Source organism: Massilia pseudoviolaceinigra (assembly GCF_030846505.1).
Taxonomy (GTDB): Bacteria; Pseudomonadota; Gammaproteobacteria; order Burkholderiales; family Burkholderiaceae_D; genus Telluria_A; species Telluria_A violaceinigra.
Map to the genome: position 1 here is coordinate 25,024 of NZ_JAVCWL010000026.1, position 15,701 is coordinate 40,724.

General features: G+C 66.2%; 14 protein-coding genes and 1 riboswitch. All 14 genes read left to right on the plus strand.

The features are described 5' to 3' along the window. The 14 genes from RBA40_RS23190 to cobI all read left to right on the plus strand — a co-directional run bounded on the left by RBA40_RS23190 (position 1) and on the right by cobI (position 15,701). Positions 1-1,686 (plus strand): DUF2300 domain-containing protein, encoded by a 1,686-nt coding sequence (locus tag RBA40_RS23190; protein WP_306650309.1) that lies wholly within the window; start codon positions 1-3, stop codon positions 1,684-1,686. A 17-nt stretch (positions 1,687-1,703) separates the two neighbouring features. Beyond that, positions 1,704-2,456 carry a DUF2135 domain-containing protein gene (locus RBA40_RS23195; protein ID WP_306650310.1) on the plus strand — a complete coding sequence of 251 codons (753 nt, stop codon included), beginning with the start codon at positions 1,704-1,706 and terminating at the stop codon, positions 2,454-2,456. 13 nt (positions 2,457-2,469) lie between these two features. Next, complete coding sequence (locus RBA40_RS23200; RefSeq protein ID WP_306650312.1) at positions 2,470-2,964, plus strand: tetratricopeptide repeat protein; 495 nt, start codon at positions 2,470-2,472, stop codon at positions 2,962-2,964. A gap of 93 nt (positions 2,965-3,057) precedes the next feature. Next, positions 3,058-3,423, plus strand: coding sequence for a hypothetical protein (locus RBA40_RS23205; RefSeq protein ID WP_306622701.1), 366 nt, complete (start codon positions 3,058-3,060; stop codon positions 3,421-3,423). A 56-nt stretch (positions 3,424-3,479) separates the two neighbouring features. Continuing rightward, a complete protein-coding gene (locus tag RBA40_RS23210) occupies positions 3,480-3,845 on the plus strand; it encodes a hypothetical protein (protein WP_306650315.1) in 366 nt (121 codons plus the stop codon). 66 nt (positions 3,846-3,911) lie between these two features. After that, a riboswitch (cobalamin riboswitch) is annotated at positions 3,912-4,141 on the plus strand. A gap of 150 nt (positions 4,142-4,291) precedes the next feature. Further along, the gene (locus RBA40_RS23215) at positions 4,292-4,489 is read left to right on the plus strand and encodes a CbtB domain-containing protein (protein ID WP_099880332.1); all 198 of its coding nucleotides are present in this window, start codon (positions 4,292-4,294) and stop codon (positions 4,487-4,489) included. Further along, complete coding sequence (locus RBA40_RS23220; RefSeq protein WP_306650317.1) at positions 4,480-5,259, plus strand: CbtA family protein; 780 nt, start codon at positions 4,480-4,482, stop codon at positions 5,257-5,259. Before RBA40_RS23215 ends, RBA40_RS23220 begins: the two co-directional genes overlap by 10 nt. Before the next feature lie 3 nt (positions 5,260-5,262). Further along, positions 5,263-5,601 (plus strand): (2Fe-2S) ferredoxin domain-containing protein, encoded by a 339-nt coding sequence (locus RBA40_RS23225; protein ID WP_306622692.1) that lies wholly within the window; start codon positions 5,263-5,265, stop codon positions 5,599-5,601. Next, positions 5,588-9,646 (plus strand): cobaltochelatase subunit CobN, encoded by a 4,059-nt coding sequence (locus RBA40_RS23230; protein ID WP_306650318.1) that lies wholly within the window; start codon positions 5,588-5,590, stop codon positions 9,644-9,646. Before RBA40_RS23225 ends, RBA40_RS23230 begins: the two co-directional genes overlap by 14 nt. Beyond that, complete coding sequence (locus RBA40_RS23235; RefSeq protein WP_306650320.1) at positions 9,639-11,540, plus strand: magnesium chelatase subunit D family protein; 1,902 nt, start codon at positions 9,639-9,641, stop codon at positions 11,538-11,540. The genes RBA40_RS23230 and RBA40_RS23235 overlap by 8 nt, the downstream gene beginning before the upstream one ends. A 28-nt stretch (positions 11,541-11,568) precedes the next feature. Further along, entirely contained in the window at positions 11,569-12,273 is a 705-nt protein-coding gene (locus RBA40_RS23240; protein WP_099880323.1) for a cobalt-precorrin-7 (C(5))-methyltransferase, read from the plus strand. Further along, positions 12,270-13,832, plus strand: coding sequence for a precorrin-8X methylmutase (locus RBA40_RS23245; RefSeq protein WP_306650322.1), 1,563 nt, complete (start codon positions 12,270-12,272; stop codon positions 13,830-13,832). The genes RBA40_RS23240 and RBA40_RS23245 overlap by 4 nt, the downstream gene beginning before the upstream one ends. Beyond that, a complete protein-coding gene (gene cbiD / locus RBA40_RS23250; protein ID WP_306650323.1) occupies positions 13,819-14,967 on the plus strand; it encodes a cobalt-precorrin-5B (C(1))-methyltransferase CbiD in 1,149 nt (382 codons plus the stop codon). The genes RBA40_RS23245 and cbiD overlap by 14 nt, the downstream gene beginning before the upstream one ends. Beyond that, on the plus strand, positions 14,964-15,701 hold the full coding sequence (cobI, locus tag RBA40_RS23255) for a precorrin-2 C(20)-methyltransferase (RefSeq protein WP_306650325.1): 738 nt from the start codon (positions 14,964-14,966) through the stop codon (positions 15,699-15,701). Before cbiD ends, cobI begins: the two co-directional genes overlap by 4 nt.

Consider the following 15,701-nt stretch of genomic DNA (forward strand, 5'->3'; position numbering starts at 1 on the left):
TTGTCACGCTGCTGGGCGCTGGCGCTGGCATTGTGCGCGCCGCTGGCGCAGGCCGCCACGCTCGACGTGGCGTGGTGGCGCGACGGCCAGTTGACGGCGCTGCAGCTCGACGAGAACGGCGCCGGCCGCCGCGCCGCCTTCGATGGCGCGCGCCAGGTTCCGCTGGGCAGCCTGTGGAAGCTGTTTGTGTATGTGTACGCGATCGACAAAAAAGTCGCTACACCGGACTACACCTGCGGCGGTCAAAAGAACGAGGAAGTGTATTGCTGCACCGCCGGCAAAAGCATCGGGCGCGATCTGGCGCTGGCGCAGTCGTGCGGCCTGTTCTTCTCGCCGGCGCGCCTGATGCTCACGCGCCGTCCGTGGCAGCAGTACTGGAGCGAGCGGCTGGGACACGCTCCCGCGGGCGAATACGGCTGGCTTGCCGATCCGTCGCACCTGACGCCCGAGCGCCTGGTCAGCCTGCGCAGCCTGATGGCGGCGCTGGCCGGCATTCCGGCCGCCAGCCGGGCGCAGGCCGAATCGGCGCTGCTGCATGTGGTACTGGGGGCACGCGGGGTGAATACCGCCAGCTGGTTCGGCAGCCGCCTGCGCGTGAAGACCTACTCGTGGCACCATCCGCAGCGCACCAGCGAGCGCCTGGGGGGCGCGGCCGGCTGGCTGGCCGACGGCACGCCGCTCTGGTTCGGCGGCGCCGATACCAGCAGCCGCATTCTGGAAAAGTGGGCGCCGCGCCTGGCGAGTGCCTTGCCGGCGGCGGCGCCGCGCGCTGACGCGGGCTGCGTGGTGGTCGACTATTTCGCGCGCTATCCGATCAAGAGCGTGGCCGCCGGGCGGGTGGCCGCCGTGCCGGGACTGTTGAACGGACCTTACCAGGTGCGTTTCGAGAATGGACGCAGCCTGGCGTTTTTCAGCCAGAACGACATGGTGCTGGCGCGCGACCCTGATGGCCGCATGCGCCTGACGGGGCGCTTCGGCGTCAACGACTACGTGGCGCGCGTGATCGACCGCGAGGGCGGCACGGCGGCGCCGGAGGCGGCCAAGGCGCTGGCGGTGGCGGCGCGCACCTATCTGCAGCAGAACGCGCAGTGGGCCGAGGGCTGCCAGCGCATTGCCGACAGCAGCGCGACGCAGCGCGTCAGTCCGCAGCCGGCCAGCGTGGACGCGCGCGCCATCGCCAACTGGACCGACCAGCTGGTGCTGTCGGGCGTGAACGTGCGCTATCACGCCGATACGGCCTCGAAAGATACGATGGCGTGGAGCCAGGCCGTGGCCCAGGCGGGGCAGGGGCTGCGCTTCGACGCGATCCTGGCGTCGGCCTATCCGCGCGCCGACCTGACCACGCTTTCGGGCGGCGACTCGCAGCAGTGCGTGCGCCTGCTTGGCGCAGAAGCGTGGCTGGCGCGCGAACTGCCGCGGTGGGAACGCGTCCTGCGCAAGGAGGCGGGCTACGAAACGCCGCTTGAGCTGCCGGCGGTGTGCCATCTGGCGCGCGGCACGCCGTATTCGGAGCAGTCGCGCAACCGCATTTATGTGCGCGGCCTGGCCAGCCGCGAAGACCGCATCACCCTGGCGCACGAGTTCCTGCATCTGGGTCTGCGCAATCACCCGCGCGGGCAGGATGAAGCCCTGGTCGAGCGGCTGGCACGGCGCCTTGTCGATACTCGCCTCGAAGCGAGTCAATGAATAATACGAACCTGATCATGAAAATACTGTTGATACCCGCACTACTGCTGTCCACCGCCGCCCTGGCACAGGTGAAGATCGATTCGCCCAACAGCGGCTGGCGCAATTCGAAGGGTGCCAAGGAAGCATACACGCAGGACGTGAATTATCCGGCGGCGTCGGTCAGCGTGCAGGACGGGCAGAGCCCGACGGCCGAAATCCGCGGACGCATCGCCGGCAAGGGCAAGGATAAACCGGCTACGCTGGTGGTCAACGGCGTGGCGATGCCGATGGCGGTCCAGGAAGACGGCAGCTTCGCGCGGCCGTACGCCTTCGGGCGCGGCTCGAACAGCGTGGAAGTGCGCTCGCCCGACGGTAAGACGCGCAGCCGCAGCCAATTGCTCGACTCGTACGCCGGCAAGACCCAGTCGCGCGTGCGCGTGGTGCTCTCGTGGGACAGTCCCGGCACCGATGTCGACCTGCACGTGGTCGCGCCCGACGGCGGCCACTCGTGGTACGGCAACCGCGTCATGCCCAACGGCGGCGCGCTCGATGTCGACGTCACCACCGGGTACGGGCCCGAGATTTTTTCGAGCGCCGCGCCGCCGAAAGGGAACTACCACGTCTACGTGAACTACTACGGGGCCGGCCAGGAAACCGGCATCCTGACGGTGGCGCAGGTAGCAATCATCACCAATGAAAATTCACCGAACGAGCGCCAGGAAGTGGTCCGCGTGCCGCTGCGCGCGCCGGGTGAGCTGACACTGGTCAAGTCGTTTGTTTATCCCTGACCGGAGCGTTCGAATGGACCTGATGTACGACCCCGAATACGATGCGCTTGAAGACGTCATCGTTCCGATGAAGCCCGAAGACGCTCTCGCCTTTTTGCTGCCGCTGGCGGAATCGGGCAATGCCGCTGCCCAGTGCCTGCTGGCCGATTCGTATGACCTGGCCGACGTCGGCCCGCGCGACCCGGTCCAATCGATCCACTGGTATCGGAAGGCGGCCGCGCAAGGATTTATGCGGGCTGAATACTTCTTGGGCAGCATGCTGGCGTCCGGCATCGGCGCCGAACGCGATGTGGCCGAAGCCAGCTACTCGATACGCATCGTTGCCGGCAAAGGCGACAGCGCCGCGCAATACAGTCTGGCCGACCTGCTCCTCGATGGCGACGACGATAGCGTGCCTGGCATGACCGAGGCGATCGACTGGTTAACGTTGTCCGCCGCGCAAGGCAACGCAGCCGCCATCGAACGCCTCGCGACGCTCCGAAAACAACGCTCGTCATCGGCGCTTTGACAGTTCTTGAACGGCATGTAAAACTGTCGACAGGAAATACGATCCTTGGCTGCGCACGACCGCGACAGCCGTTCTGACGAAATGGGAGTGCAAGTGAGTACTGCAGCATGGATCTACGATGCCAGCATCGTTATCAGGAACGCCAGGCAACCGGAGGCGTTTAACGCGATTCGCACATCGTTCGAAGGCTGCGACTCCTTCTTCGCCGAACGCGCGCGCGCCGAACGCGATTTTCCGGCTTTCCTTGAATCGATCGGTTTCACCAGCCAGCGCCAGGAAGGCGCGCTGCTGATCGACGGCGGCGACATCGACATCATCACCAACTGGCTGATTCGCCTGTTCGACACGCTCGGGCCCTTCGTCGAAGCCGGCGGCGTGCTGGAGATCCGCGATGAAGAAGGCGAGCAGATGACCTTCTGCTACGACGGCAATCAGATGGATATCGAATTCAGCGAGTAAGGTAGCGCGGCTTCATGCTACATTGGCACCCCTGAAATTTGAAGGAGTGTCACGCCATGCCACCCAATCCCAGCATCGCTTCGATCCGCGCCCGCCTTCTCGGCGGGATGGCTGCTTACATGGGGCGCTGCGCCGAAGACCCGGAGAGCGAGGCTCCGTACGGCCAGGCCGAGATCGACGAGTGCGCCGGAATCCTCGACACTTATGCCGCTGCCGTGGAAAAGCTCCCAAAACCCGCAGCCCCCGCCGCGATCATGAAAGAAGTCGAACGCGTCGTCCTTGCCCTCAATGCGTTTGATGAACGCTGCAGCGTGATCGAGACCGAAGAGCGCGAAAACCTGTGCGACATCATCTACCTGGTTGCCAAGGACGCCGGCCTGGAAGCCGCCGACGACATCACCGAACAATGGCGCGACTGGTAAATTCGTCCGCCGCGCACACGCCGGCCCGCGCAACCTTGCAATTTATATAGTCCAGACCTATACTTCGCCGGTAGTCAAGCTTCTGGTTCTGGCAAACGATCGTTTGCCGGATTAAATGGGAAGCCGGTGCGCCCTCTCAACGGAGGCAAAGCCGGCGCTGCCCCCGCAACGGTAAGCGAGTCAAGGATGTGCATCACGCCACTGTGCCTAGTCAGCATGGGAAGGCGCATATCCGGGAAGGGTTTTTTGCCCCGCCACTCGCCAGCCCGGAAACCAGCCGAAGCGGTAAGTCGTTTGTATCGCGGAGGGCGATCCAGGTGGATCGCTGCGTTCCGCACCCCATCTCACGTTCCTTCTCCCCGTACAAGCCCCGGTTGCCGGACAAGGCAAGACGCGCGCGTCTGCATTTGCCTGGTTTTATGCGAAATGCTTTAGGAAGGAATGCCATGTCGCCGATCCGTAGCTTCATCACCACCGCCGATGAACAAGTCCCGTTTGTCTCCGTCAAAGAGCGCATTGTGCAGGCCATGTGCGCCGCCAGCCTTGGCATCGTGCTGCTGTACGGTGCCGGTTTCGCCTCGATGGAAGCGCTGCACAACGCGGCGCACGACAGCCGACACTCGGCTGGCTTCCCATGCCACTGATCCGCACCGCGCCCGCGGCAAGCCTGGGCACCTTCAACCGCATCATCGCCAGCGCCGCGGCGGCCGGCATCCTGGCCGGCCTGCTGCTGACCGGCGTGCAGCAGCTGCAAGTAGCGCCCATCATCCTGCAGGCGGAGGTGTTCGAAAGTGCCGCGCCGAAGGCACTGGAGCAGGCCGCACCGCACAGCCACGCCGACGCCACGCCGCACGAGCATAGTCATGACGCAAAGCCGCACGAGCACGCGGAAGAGGGCGCCCATGAACACGGGGGCTGGCAGCCGGACGACGGCTTTGAACGCACCTTCTACACGGCGGTGGCCAACATCAGCGCCGGCGTCGGCTTCGCGCTGCTGCTGGCAGCGGCCATCAGCCTGCATGGCGGCGCAAGCGGCTGGCGCGCCGGCCTGCTGTGGGGCGCGGCCGGCTACACGGTCTTTTTCGTGGCGCCCTCGGTCGGCCTGCCGCCCGAGCTGCCTGGCACCGTCGCGGCGCCGCTGCTGGCGCGCCAGTTGTGGTGGACCGCCACCGTCATGGCCAGCGCGGGCGGGCTGGCGCTGCTGGTCTTCGCCAAGAACTGGCCGCTCAGGATCGCCGGCGCCGTGCTGCTGTTCGTGCCGCATCTGGTCGGTTCGCCGCAGCCGAAGGTCCATTCGAGCAGCGCACCGCCCGAGCTGGCGCTGAGCTTCCTGTACGCGACCTTGCTGGCCAACGCCGTATTCTGGGTGGCCATGGGCGCGCTGGCGGGCTACTTCTACAAGAAATTCGGCTGACCGATGCGGACCCATGACCGGCACGTGTTCATGTGCGTCGGCCCGCGCTGCACCGAAAACGGCGTGCAGGCGCAGGCCGTGTTCGAGCACATGGGGCGCGAGATCGACGCCCATCCGGACCTCTGCGTCAAGCGCACCCGCACGCACTGCATGGTCGCATGCCGTAATGAAGGGCCTATCGTAGTGGTGTACCCGGAAGGCGTGTGGTACCGGCGCGTCGACGAAGCGGCAGCAGGGCGCATCGTCGCCGAGCACCTGATCGGCGGCGCCGAAGTGACCGACCTGATTTTCCATCGCATCGGCGAAGGCGACACAATTGTGGCGGACCATGACATCACCTGATTTTCCTCAAGGCCCGGCGCACATCGCGCTGCTTACCCATGCATCGAACGACCTGACGGTCCTGCACCACGCAGTGAGCCAGCTGCCGCCGGAGTTCGGCGCGGTGTCGGGCGTGAGCCTGCAGCGGCTCGACGCCGACGGCGGCGCCACGGCACTGCTCTCGGGCGAGGTGCAGGGCGCGCGCATCATCATCCTGCGCGTGCTGGGCCGTCTCGGCAGCGTGCCCGGTTTTGCCGATCTGGTAAGCCACGCGCGCCGCCACGGCCAGCACCTCATTGCCATCAGCGGCACCGGCGAGCCCGATCCCGAGCTGGCAGCTGTATCGACCGTCGCTCCCGACGTGCTGCAACAGACGCTGAATTATTTCCATTGTGGCGGCAGCGGCAATCTGGCGCAGTTGCTGCGCTATTTGTCCGACCATCTGCTGCTGACCGGTTTTGGCTACGAGAGCGCGCTGCCGCTGCCGGAACACGGCATTTATCATCCCGACCTGGCGCAGGGCGCCGGCATCGACGACTGGCTGGCGCTGCGAAAAACCGGCGCACCGTGCGCCGGCATCGTGTTCTACCGCGCGCACTGGATGAGCGGGAACACGCGCTTCATCGATGCGTTGCTGGATGCGCTGGAAAAACGCGGCATGAACGTGCTGCCGGTGTTTACCGCCTCCCTGCGCAGCGGCGCCGGCGCCGGGACACTGCCCGACGCGCTGCGCTACTTCAGCGACGCGCGCGGCGTGCATATCGATGTGCTGATCAACACCACCTCTTTCGCGATGGGCGAGATTGCGCCGGGCGGTCCCACGCCTGCCGGATGGTCGGTCGGCGTACTGGAAACGCTGAACGTTCCGGTGCTGCAGGCGATCACCAGCGGCATGACCCTGCCGCAGTGGGAGCAGTCCGCGCGCGGGCTTAATCCGCTGGATACGGCCATGAACGTGGTGCTGCCCGAATTCGACGGGCGCATCATCACCGCGCCGGTGTCGTTCAAGTCGCGCGCGGCCGGGTTGCAGGGCGACGCGGTCGAATACGAACCGGTGCCGGACCGCGTGGCACGTGTGGCAGGCATCGCAGCACGCTTTGCACGCCTCAAGCACGTGCCGAACGCCGAGAAGCGCGTCGCGTTCATGTTCACCAATTCGAGCAGCAAGGCTTCGCAGATCGGTAACGCGGTCGGGCTGGACGCCCCGGCATCGCTGATGCGCATTCTCGATTCCATGCGCGCCGCCGGCTACGACGTCGGCCAGCCGCCTGCCGACGGCACCACGCTGATTCACGACCTGGTGGCGCGCTGTTCGTACGACCAGATTTACGTGACGACGGAGCAGTTGCGCAACGCCGCAGGCCGCGTACCCGCCGCGCAATACGCCGCGTGGTTCGCCGAACTCACGCCCGACATGCAGGAAAAGATGAGCACCCAGTGGGGCGCCGCTCCCGGCGAAGCCTACGTGTGCGACGGCCACCTGGCGCTGGCCGGCATCGAATTGGGCAATACCTTCGTCGCCCTGCAACCGCCGCGAGGGTACGGCATGGACCCGGACGCGATCTATCACCAGAGCGACCTGCCGCCGACCCACCATTATTATGCGCTGTACCGCTGGCTGCGTGACGTGTGGCGCGCCGACGCCATCGTCCACGTCGGCAAGCACGGCACAATGGAATGGCTGCCCGGTAAAGGCGTGGGACTGTCGCAGAACTGCTTCCCTGACGCCTTGCTCGGTGACCTGCCGCTGTTTTACCCGTTCATCATCAACGACCCGGGCGAAGGTTCGCAGGCCAAGCGCCGCGCGCATGCGGTGGTGGTGGACCACCTGACGCCGCCGATGACCACCGCCGACACCTACGGTGCACTGGCGCAGCTGACGCAGCTGGTCGACGAGTATTATCAGGTTGAGGTGCTGGACCCGGCCAAACTGCCGCTGCTCCAGCAGCAGATCTGGGAACTGGTCAAGCAGACCAACCTGAATGCCGACCTGCAGGCGCGCCTGCTGCACCATGACCATGACCATGACCACGATCACGGCCATCACCATCATCACGACCATGACCACGATCATGATCATCACCACGAAGAAGACGGTGAACTCCCGGCCGCGCTGGCGTCGATGGGCGGCTCCGATGTGGCTCACCTGATCGAGGACCTCGACGGCTACCTGTGCGAACTGGGTTCGGCCCAGATCCGCGACGGCCTGCACGTCCTCGGCGGCGGCCCTGACGCCGGACAGATGCCGGCCATGCTGGTATCGCTCACGCGCCTGCCGAACCTGGATATTCCGGGCCTGCAGGCCGAAGTGTCGAAGCTGTTCGGCCTGACGATGGACCTGCTGCTCGACCAGAAGGGCCGCCGCATCAATGTGGTGCCCGCACTGGCGCGCCTGGCGCAGTGTGCCGTGGTCACGCGTTCGGATGCGCTCGACGCCATCGATGCGCTGTGCCTGCGCCTGTTCACCGAGCTGGCTGCGCGCGATTACCGGCCGGCCGTCATCGATGAAGTGCTCAACCTCGTCTTCGCAGACATCGACGGCGATGCGGTAGCCGCTCCGCTGCTGCAACCGGCTCAACGCGCAAAGGCGAGCATGCTGTCGCAGATGGGAAAACCACGTTCGGCACCCGCGCGCGCGCCTGTCGCTATCGTCAAGCCAGCATTGAATCGCTTCGACGCGCTGCGCAAGGTGCTCGGTTTCGCCTGCAACCAGCTGGTACCCAACCTGGCGCGCGCCACCGACGAAATCGACAATCTGATCAACGGCTTGTCCGGTCACTACGTACCGGCTGGCCCGAGCGGCTCGCCCACGCGTGGTATGGCGCACATCCTGCCGACCGGCCGCAATTTCTACTCGGTCGATCCGCGCAGCGTGCCGTCGCAATCGGCATGGCGCGTCGGCCTGCAACTGGCGCACGAGGTATTGACGCGTCACGGGCGCGAAACGGGCGAGTATCCCGAAAGCGTCGCCATCAGCATCTGGGGTACCAGCGCGATGCGTACCCATGGCGACGACGTGGCCCAGATCCTGGCGCTGCTCGGCGTGCGCCCGGTGTGGCGCGCCGAAAGCCGCCAGGTGAGCAGCGTCGAAGTGATCCCGCTCGAAGAACTCAAGCGCCCGCGCATCGACGTCACGACGCGCATCAGCGGCTTTTTCCGCGACGCTTTTCCGCAGCTGATCGACCTGATTGACGACGCTGTCAACATCGTCATTCAGCTGGACGAACCGCTCACGCAAAATTTCGTGCGCAAGCACTACCTGGCCGAACTCGGTGGCTGGATCGAACAGGGCCTGACGCAGGAAGAGGGCGCGCGGCGCGCCTCGTACCGCGTGTTCGGCGCCAAGCCGGGCAGCTACGGCGCCGGCATCCTGCCGCTGATTCAGCACAAGAACTGGGAAGCCGACGCCGATTTCGCCGAGGCCTACGTCAACTGGGGTGGCTACGCCTATGCGCGCGGCGAACAGGGCGCCGACCAGCGCGATGCCTTCAAGGTGCGCCTCTCCGGCGTGCAGGTGGCCCTGCACAACCAGGACAACCGCGAACACGACATCTTCGACAGCGACGATTACCTGCAATTCCATGGCGGGATGATCGCCACCATCCGCGCACTGACCGGCCAGCAGCCGCGCCACTACTTCGGCGACAGCCACGACCCGGCGCGGGCGCAAGTGCGCGATTTGAAAGAAGAAACCCTGCGCGTGTTCCGCTCGCGCGTGGTCAATCCCAAATGGCTGGCCAGCATTCAGCGGCATGGATACAAGGGCGGGCTGGAACTGACGGCCACCGTCGATTACCTGTTCGGCTATGACGCCACGGCGCAGGTAATGGATGACTGGATGTACGAAGACGTGGCCCAGGCCTACGGCTTCGACGACGACATGCAGCGCTTTCTGGAAGAAGCCAATCCGTGGGCGCAGAACGCCATCGCCGAGCGCTTGCTGGAAGCGGCCAGCCGCGGCATGTGGGCAGAGCCGCGCCCGGAAACGCTGGCCAAACTGCGCGAACTGTATCTCGATAGCGAAACCCTGCTCGAAGCACGCGGCGAAACGGCACGTAATGGATAAGATGAAGATCAGGAATTTTCCGTTCTCGGCCATCGTCGGCCAGCCCCAGTTGCAGCGTGCGCTGATGCTGTGCGCGGTCGATCCCGGCATGGGCGGTGTGCTGATCCGCGGCGACAAGGGCACCGCCAAGAGCACGGCGGCGCGCGCGTTGGCCGACGTGCTGCCGCAGATCGACACCGTGGCCGGCTGCGCCTACAACTGCAGCGCCGGTGTGGTTTCGGAACACTGCGAGGCTTGCGCCACCGGTTCGCCACGCCTGGGGCCCGTGCCGTTCGTGACCCTGCCTCTGGGCGCGACCGAAGACCGGGTGATCGGCAGCGTCGACCTGGCGCGTGCATTGCAGGGCGGCCAGCGCGTTTTCCGGCCAGGCCTGCTGGCGGCGGCGCACCGGGGCGTGCTGTATATCGATGAAGTCAACCTGCTGGCCGATCACCTGGTCGACGTGCTGCTCGACGTGGCGGCCATGGGCGTCAATTCGGTGCAGCGCGAAGGGCTGTCGATCCGCCATCCGGCCCGTTTCACGCTGGTCGGAACGATGAACCTGGAAGAGGGCGACCTGCGTCCGCAACTGCTGGACCGCTTTGCCCTGATGGTCGAAGTGGCGGCGCCGCGCGACAAGAAGGTGCGCTCGGAGGTGGTGCGCCGCCGGATCGCCTTCGAGGCCGATCCGGCCGGTTTCAGTGCCGCGTGGGACGATCAGCAGCAGGCATTGCACCGCCAGCTCGTTCAAGCTCAGCGCCTGCTGCCGCAAGTGACGCTGGATGACGCCATGCTGGACCTGATCAGCCATTTGTGCTGCGAATTCGAGGTGGCGAGCCTTCGTGCGGACATCGTCATGCACAAAGCATCGCGCGCAATGGCGGCGCTCGACGGACGGCTGCAGGTAACGCCGGCCGACCTGCGCAGCGCCGCCGAACTGGTGCTGCCGCACCGGCGCCGCCGCAAGCCGTTCGAGCAGCCCGGCCTCGATCATGACCGCCTCGATGAGCTGATGCGCGAAGCTGCCCCTCCGCCACCGGCGCAGGACGACGCGGGCGAATCGGAAGACGGCGAGCAAACGCCGTCCGACGAGCAGGGCGCGGAACAGGTGTTCGCGGCCGCCGCCAGCGCTAGCGCGCCGCGCATCGTGGTCGAATCGACGGCGGGCCACAGCAGCGCGGGCCGCCGCAGCGAAGCGATGGGTGCCGCGCGAGGGCGCGTGGTGCGCGCCGTGCCCGACGAGCAGCCGACCAGCATCGCCATCGGTGCGACCTTGCTCAACGCCGCGATGCGCGAGCCGGGCCACGTGCAGGTCACGCGGGCCGACCTGCATCAGCAGATCCGGGTCGGTAAAAGCGCGAACCTGATCCTGTTCGTGGTCGACGCCTCCGGCTCGATGGCCGCGCAGCGCCGCATGGAAGCGGTCAAGGGCGCCGTGCTGGCGTTACTGACAGACGCCTACCAGCGGCGCGATACGGTGGCGGTGATCTCCTTCCGCGGCCAGTCGGCACACCTGTTGCTGGCGCCGACGGGAAGCGTGGACCGCGCCGAGCAGGGCCTGTCCGAATTGCCGACCGGCGGGCGCACGCCCTTGCCGCATGCCCTGCACATGGCGCTGGAAACGCTTGAGAAGTCGGCGCATCGCGCGCCGGCGCTGATGGTTCTGCTCACCGACGGCAAGGCCAACGTGCCGCTGGCGGCCGATGGCGACGCCTGGCGCGAATCGCTCGACCTGGCCGGCAAGCTGGCGCAGCGCGGCGTGCCGGCGCTGGTGCTCGATACCGAGAGCGGCTATCTGCGCCTTGGACGGGCCGCGCAACTGGCGCAAACCCTGGGTGCCGAATGCCTGACCCTGGAGCAGCTATCGGCCGACAACCTGGCGCTGACGATCCGCGCGCGGCTGGCACCAACCTGACAATACCAACATTTAGGAGCACTTTGAGATGATCATTTGCATAGGCGCGGGCCCCGGCGACGTCGGCTACCTGACGCAGCGCGGCGCGCAGCTCATTCGCGAGGCAGACGTCGTCGCCGGTTTCGACGCGGTGCTGAACGTGGTCCAGAGCCTCATTCCGGCCGAGGCCCAGGTCATCGGCATGGCTTACCGCGATCAGGTCGCGCAGCTCGACGAAGTGGCGCGCCTGCACCACGCGGGCAAACGCTGCGTGGTCGTTTTCATGGGCGATATCCATTTCAGCGGCTTCCAGTACCTGGAACGGGTGGAACGCGCCTGCGGCCACCCGGTTGAATCGCTGCCTGGCATTTCGTCAGCCCAGATCCTGGCCTCGCGCGCCAAGGTCTGTTTCGACGAGACCACCTTCATCACTTTCCACCGCCGCGGCGACCTCGATCCGTTCAAGCGCCATCTGGTGCATGTGCTGCAGGACCAGCGCAATGCGATCGTGATTCCGTGCCCGTGGGACGCGGCGCGCTCCTTCATGCCGTGGCATATCGCCGCCTACCTGCTGGAAAACGGCATCTCTCCCGATCATCCGACCGAAGTGTGGGAAAACCTCACACGCGGCGAAGCCGAATGGCATGGCAGCCTGCTGGAATGCGCCAGCCATACCTGTTCCGACATGAGCATCATGCTGATCCGCACGCTCGCGCCGATGGCCAGCCAGATCGAGGCGGCGCCCGCACCATGACCCAAACAGAAAAACTCGGCATCGTGGTGGCGGGCCATGGCAGCCGCGATCCCGACGCCGTGCGCGAATTCGAAGCGCTGGTCGAACTGGTACGTGCGCGCGCGCCCGACGATATCGTCACGCACGGCTACCTGGAGTTTTCCAGCCCCACCATCGCCGAAGCGGTGCAGGGCAACCTCGCCGCAGGCACGCGGCAGGTTGCCGTGGTGCCCGGCGTGCTGCTGGCCGCCCGCCATGCCAAGAACGACATGCCGGCCGAAGTACAGGCCATGGCGCGCGATTATCCGGACATCGATTTTCATTTCGGCGCTCCGATGAACCTGCACCCGCAACTGCTGCAACTGGCTCAGGAACGCATCGTCGAAGCCGAGGCCACGTCGCCGCTGACGGTGCGCCGCTCCGACACCTGCCTGGTCCTGGTCGGACGCGGCACCACCGACCCCGACGCCAACGGCGAAGTGGCCAAGCTGGCGCGCATGCTGGAAGAGGGCATGGGCTTTGGCGGCGTGTACGTATGCTATTCGGGCACGGCGACGCCGCTGGTGGCCGATGGCTTGCGCGCCGCGGCTCGCATGGGTTTCCAGCGGCTGGTGGTCTTGCCCTTCTTTTTGTTCGACGGCGTGCTGGTCAAGCGCATCTACGCGGCCGCCGACGACCTGCGCGAGCGCGAGCCTGGCCTGGAAGTGCTCAAGGCCGGCTACTTCGGCGTGCATTCGCATGTGGCCGACGTGATCATCGAACGCGCGCGCGAGGCGGTGGCCGGGCGCGCCGCCATGAACTGCTCGCTGTGCAAATACCGCGTGCAGATCGTCGGCTTCGAGCAGCAGGTGGGCGAGCCGCAGCAGGCCCACCACCTGGCCGTGCGCGGCTTGCTGGCGCAGGAACCGGCAGTGGTGGCCGCGCCAACGTACGCCCCGTACGAGCCGCATCCGATCGAGGCGGAGAGCTTCCAGATCATCGCCGCAGGGCGCGACTGGTCGGGATTCCCGGACTCGCACATGACAATCCTGCAACGGCTGGTGCACACCAGCGGCGACTTCGGCGCCGTGGACGACATGTACTTTTCGCCGGGCGCGGTCGAAAGCGGGATTCTGGCGCTGTTGCGCTGCAAGCGCGTGCTGACCGACGTGACGATGGTGCAGACGGGCCTCAAGCGCCAACTGCTCGAAACACTTGGCATCGACACCTGGTGCGGCGTGCATGACCGCGAAACGCACCTGATGTCGGCGGCGGAAGGCATTACGCGCTCGGCGGCGGGCATCCGGCGCGGTTGGCAAAAATTCGGCAACGACGTGGTGCTGTCGATCGGCGATGCGCCAACGGCCATCGCAGAAGCGGTGCGCCTGATCCGCGACCATGGCTGGCGCCCGCAGCTCGTGATTGGACTACCGGTCGGCTTTGTCGGCACGCGCGAAACCAAGGATGAACTGCGGCGCTGCCTCCAAGTGCCACGCATTACCAACAGCGGCACGCGCGGCGGGTCGCCGTGGGCGGCGAGCGTGGTCAATGGCCTGATGATTGACGCGCTCAATCAGCTTGCAGGGTATGAAGCACGTTGAACGGGTTCAGTTCGATCTTGCCATCCCGGCGCTAAATGGGCTGCGGCGCGGCCGCACGACAGGCAGTTGCGCCACCGCGGCTGTGAAAGCGGCACTCGGGCTGCTGCTGCACGGCGCGCGCTGCGACACGGTCAGGGTCAGCCTGCCCGACGGTGTGCATTATCTTGAGGTGCCGGTCCGGACGGCCGATTGGACCGAAAGCGGCGCGGTGCGGGCCGAGGTGCTCAAGGATGGCGGCGACGATCCGGACAACACGCACGGGGCCACCATCTTTGCCGAAGTACGGCGCAACGATGCGCGCACGGTGCGCTTTTTTGCCGGACGTGGCGTGGGCACGGCGACCCGCCCCGGCCTGCGCGTGGCCGTGGGCGAGCCGGCGATCAACCCGGTGCCGCGCCAGATGATGCGGCGGGCGGTGGAAGAAATGCTGGACGACGCCATGGCGGAGCCGCCCGACAGCGGTTTCGACCTGACCATCGGCTGCGAAAACGGGGAAGTCATCGCGCGCAAGACCTTCAATTCGCGCCTGGGCATCGTGGGCGGTATTTCGATACTCGGCACATCGGGGATCGTCGAGCCGATGTCGCTGTCGACCTGGATTGCCTCGGTCGAAGTGTATGTGCGGGTGGCGCTGGCGGCGAGTACCGAGAGCGTGGCTTACCTGCCCGGCAAGATCGGCCGCGAGTTTGCCAGCGGCGTGCTTGGACTGCCGGATGAACGCTCGGTGCAGATCGCGAATTTTCTCGGCGACGCGCTGGACTTCACCGAAAAGGCGCTGCGTGAGGATAAACGCGGCCTGGATGTGCTGTGGCTCGCCGGCCATCCCGGCAAGCTGGCCAAGGTGCTCGACGGGTTTTGGGATACGCATTCGAGCAAGAGCAACATGGCAATGGCAGGCGTTGCGCGCGTGGTCGCGCAGATGGGCGGCGATGCGCAACTGGTACACGATATGGAAAATGCAAACACAGTGGAAGCGGCAATGGAACGTTTAAAGAGTGAGCCGTTCGCCAGAACGGTGTGGATCGAGATCGAGCGCCGCATCGGTGCGCTCGCGCATGCGCGCGTACCGTCGGTCAAGCGCCTGGAAGTGCGTCTGTTCGACCTCGCAGGCAACCCGTTGGGAGTGGATGCATGAGCAACGGCACCCGCATCGGCACATTCTGGGGCATCGGTGTCGGCCCGGGCCCGGCCGGCTACCTGCCGCTGGCGGCACTGGACGCGCTGCGCCGCGCCGATCTGATTTACGCGCCGCGCGCGCGCGGGGCCGAGCTGTCGGTCGCGCTGCAGTGCCTGGCCGGGATCGACATCGACCCGGCCAGGCTGCGCGAGATCGAATTCAACATGGACCCGGACCGCTCGGTCCTGAGCGAGCATTACGCGCAACTGGCCGACGCCATCGCGCTTGAACTGCGCGCCGGGCGCGACGTGGCCTACCTGACCATCGGCGATTCGCTGACCTATTCGACCTACGGCTACGTGCTGGCGGCCCTGCGCGCGCGCATTCCGGATCTGCCGCAGCGCACCTTTCCGGGCATTACCAGCTACGCGGCGGCGGCATCGGCCCTAGCGTGGCCGCTGGGGGAGGGCAAGGAACGGGTATTGATCTTGCCATGCCCCGAAACGGCGGAGGAACTGCGCAATGACATTTTGACGCATGACATCGTGGTGCTGATGAAGGTCGGCGCGCGCCTGGGCTGGGTGCTCGACCTGCTGCGCGAGATGGGCATTGCAGACCACTGCGCTTTTGCGCGCCGTATCGGCCTGCCGGGCGAATTGCTGGCATCGGGCGTCGGCGACCTTGTGGCAAACGACGCGATGGGCTACCTGGCCACCTTGCTGGTGCGCCGTCAACCTCGGCAGGAGAGATAA

Coding starts and splice junctions, on each gene's coding strand:
- RBA40_RS23195 (WP_306650310.1), top strand. CDS start 1,704: ATGAAAATACTGTTGATACCCGCACTACTGCTGTCCACCGCCGCCCTG.
- RBA40_RS23200 (WP_306650312.1), top strand. CDS start 2,470: ATGGACCTGATGTACGACCCCGAATACGATGCGCTTGAAGACGTCATC.
- RBA40_RS23210 (WP_306650315.1), top strand. CDS start 3,480: ATGCCACCCAATCCCAGCATCGCTTCGATCCGCGCCCGCCTTCTCGGC.
- RBA40_RS23215 (WP_099880332.1), top strand. CDS start 4,292: ATGTCGCCGATCCGTAGCTTCATCACCACCGCCGATGAACAAGTCCCG.
- RBA40_RS23220 (WP_306650317.1), top strand. CDS start 4,480: ATGCCACTGATCCGCACCGCGCCCGCGGCAAGCCTGGGCACCTTCAAC.
- RBA40_RS23225 (WP_306622692.1), top strand. CDS start 5,263: ATGCGGACCCATGACCGGCACGTGTTCATGTGCGTCGGCCCGCGCTGC.
- RBA40_RS23230 (WP_306650318.1), top strand. CDS start 5,588: ATGACATCACCTGATTTTCCTCAAGGCCCGGCGCACATCGCGCTGCTT.
- RBA40_RS23235 (WP_306650320.1), top strand. CDS start 9,639: ATGGATAAGATGAAGATCAGGAATTTTCCGTTCTCGGCCATCGTCGGC.
- RBA40_RS23240 (WP_099880323.1), top strand. CDS start 11,569: ATGATCATTTGCATAGGCGCGGGCCCCGGCGACGTCGGCTACCTGACG.
- RBA40_RS23245 (WP_306650322.1), top strand. CDS start 12,270: ATGACCCAAACAGAAAAACTCGGCATCGTGGTGGCGGGCCATGGCAGC.
- cbiD (WP_306650323.1), top strand. CDS start 13,819: ATGAAGCACGTTGAACGGGTTCAGTTCGATCTTGCCATCCCGGCGCTA.
- cobI (WP_306650325.1), top strand. CDS start 14,964: ATGAGCAACGGCACCCGCATCGGCACATTCTGGGGCATCGGTGTCGGC.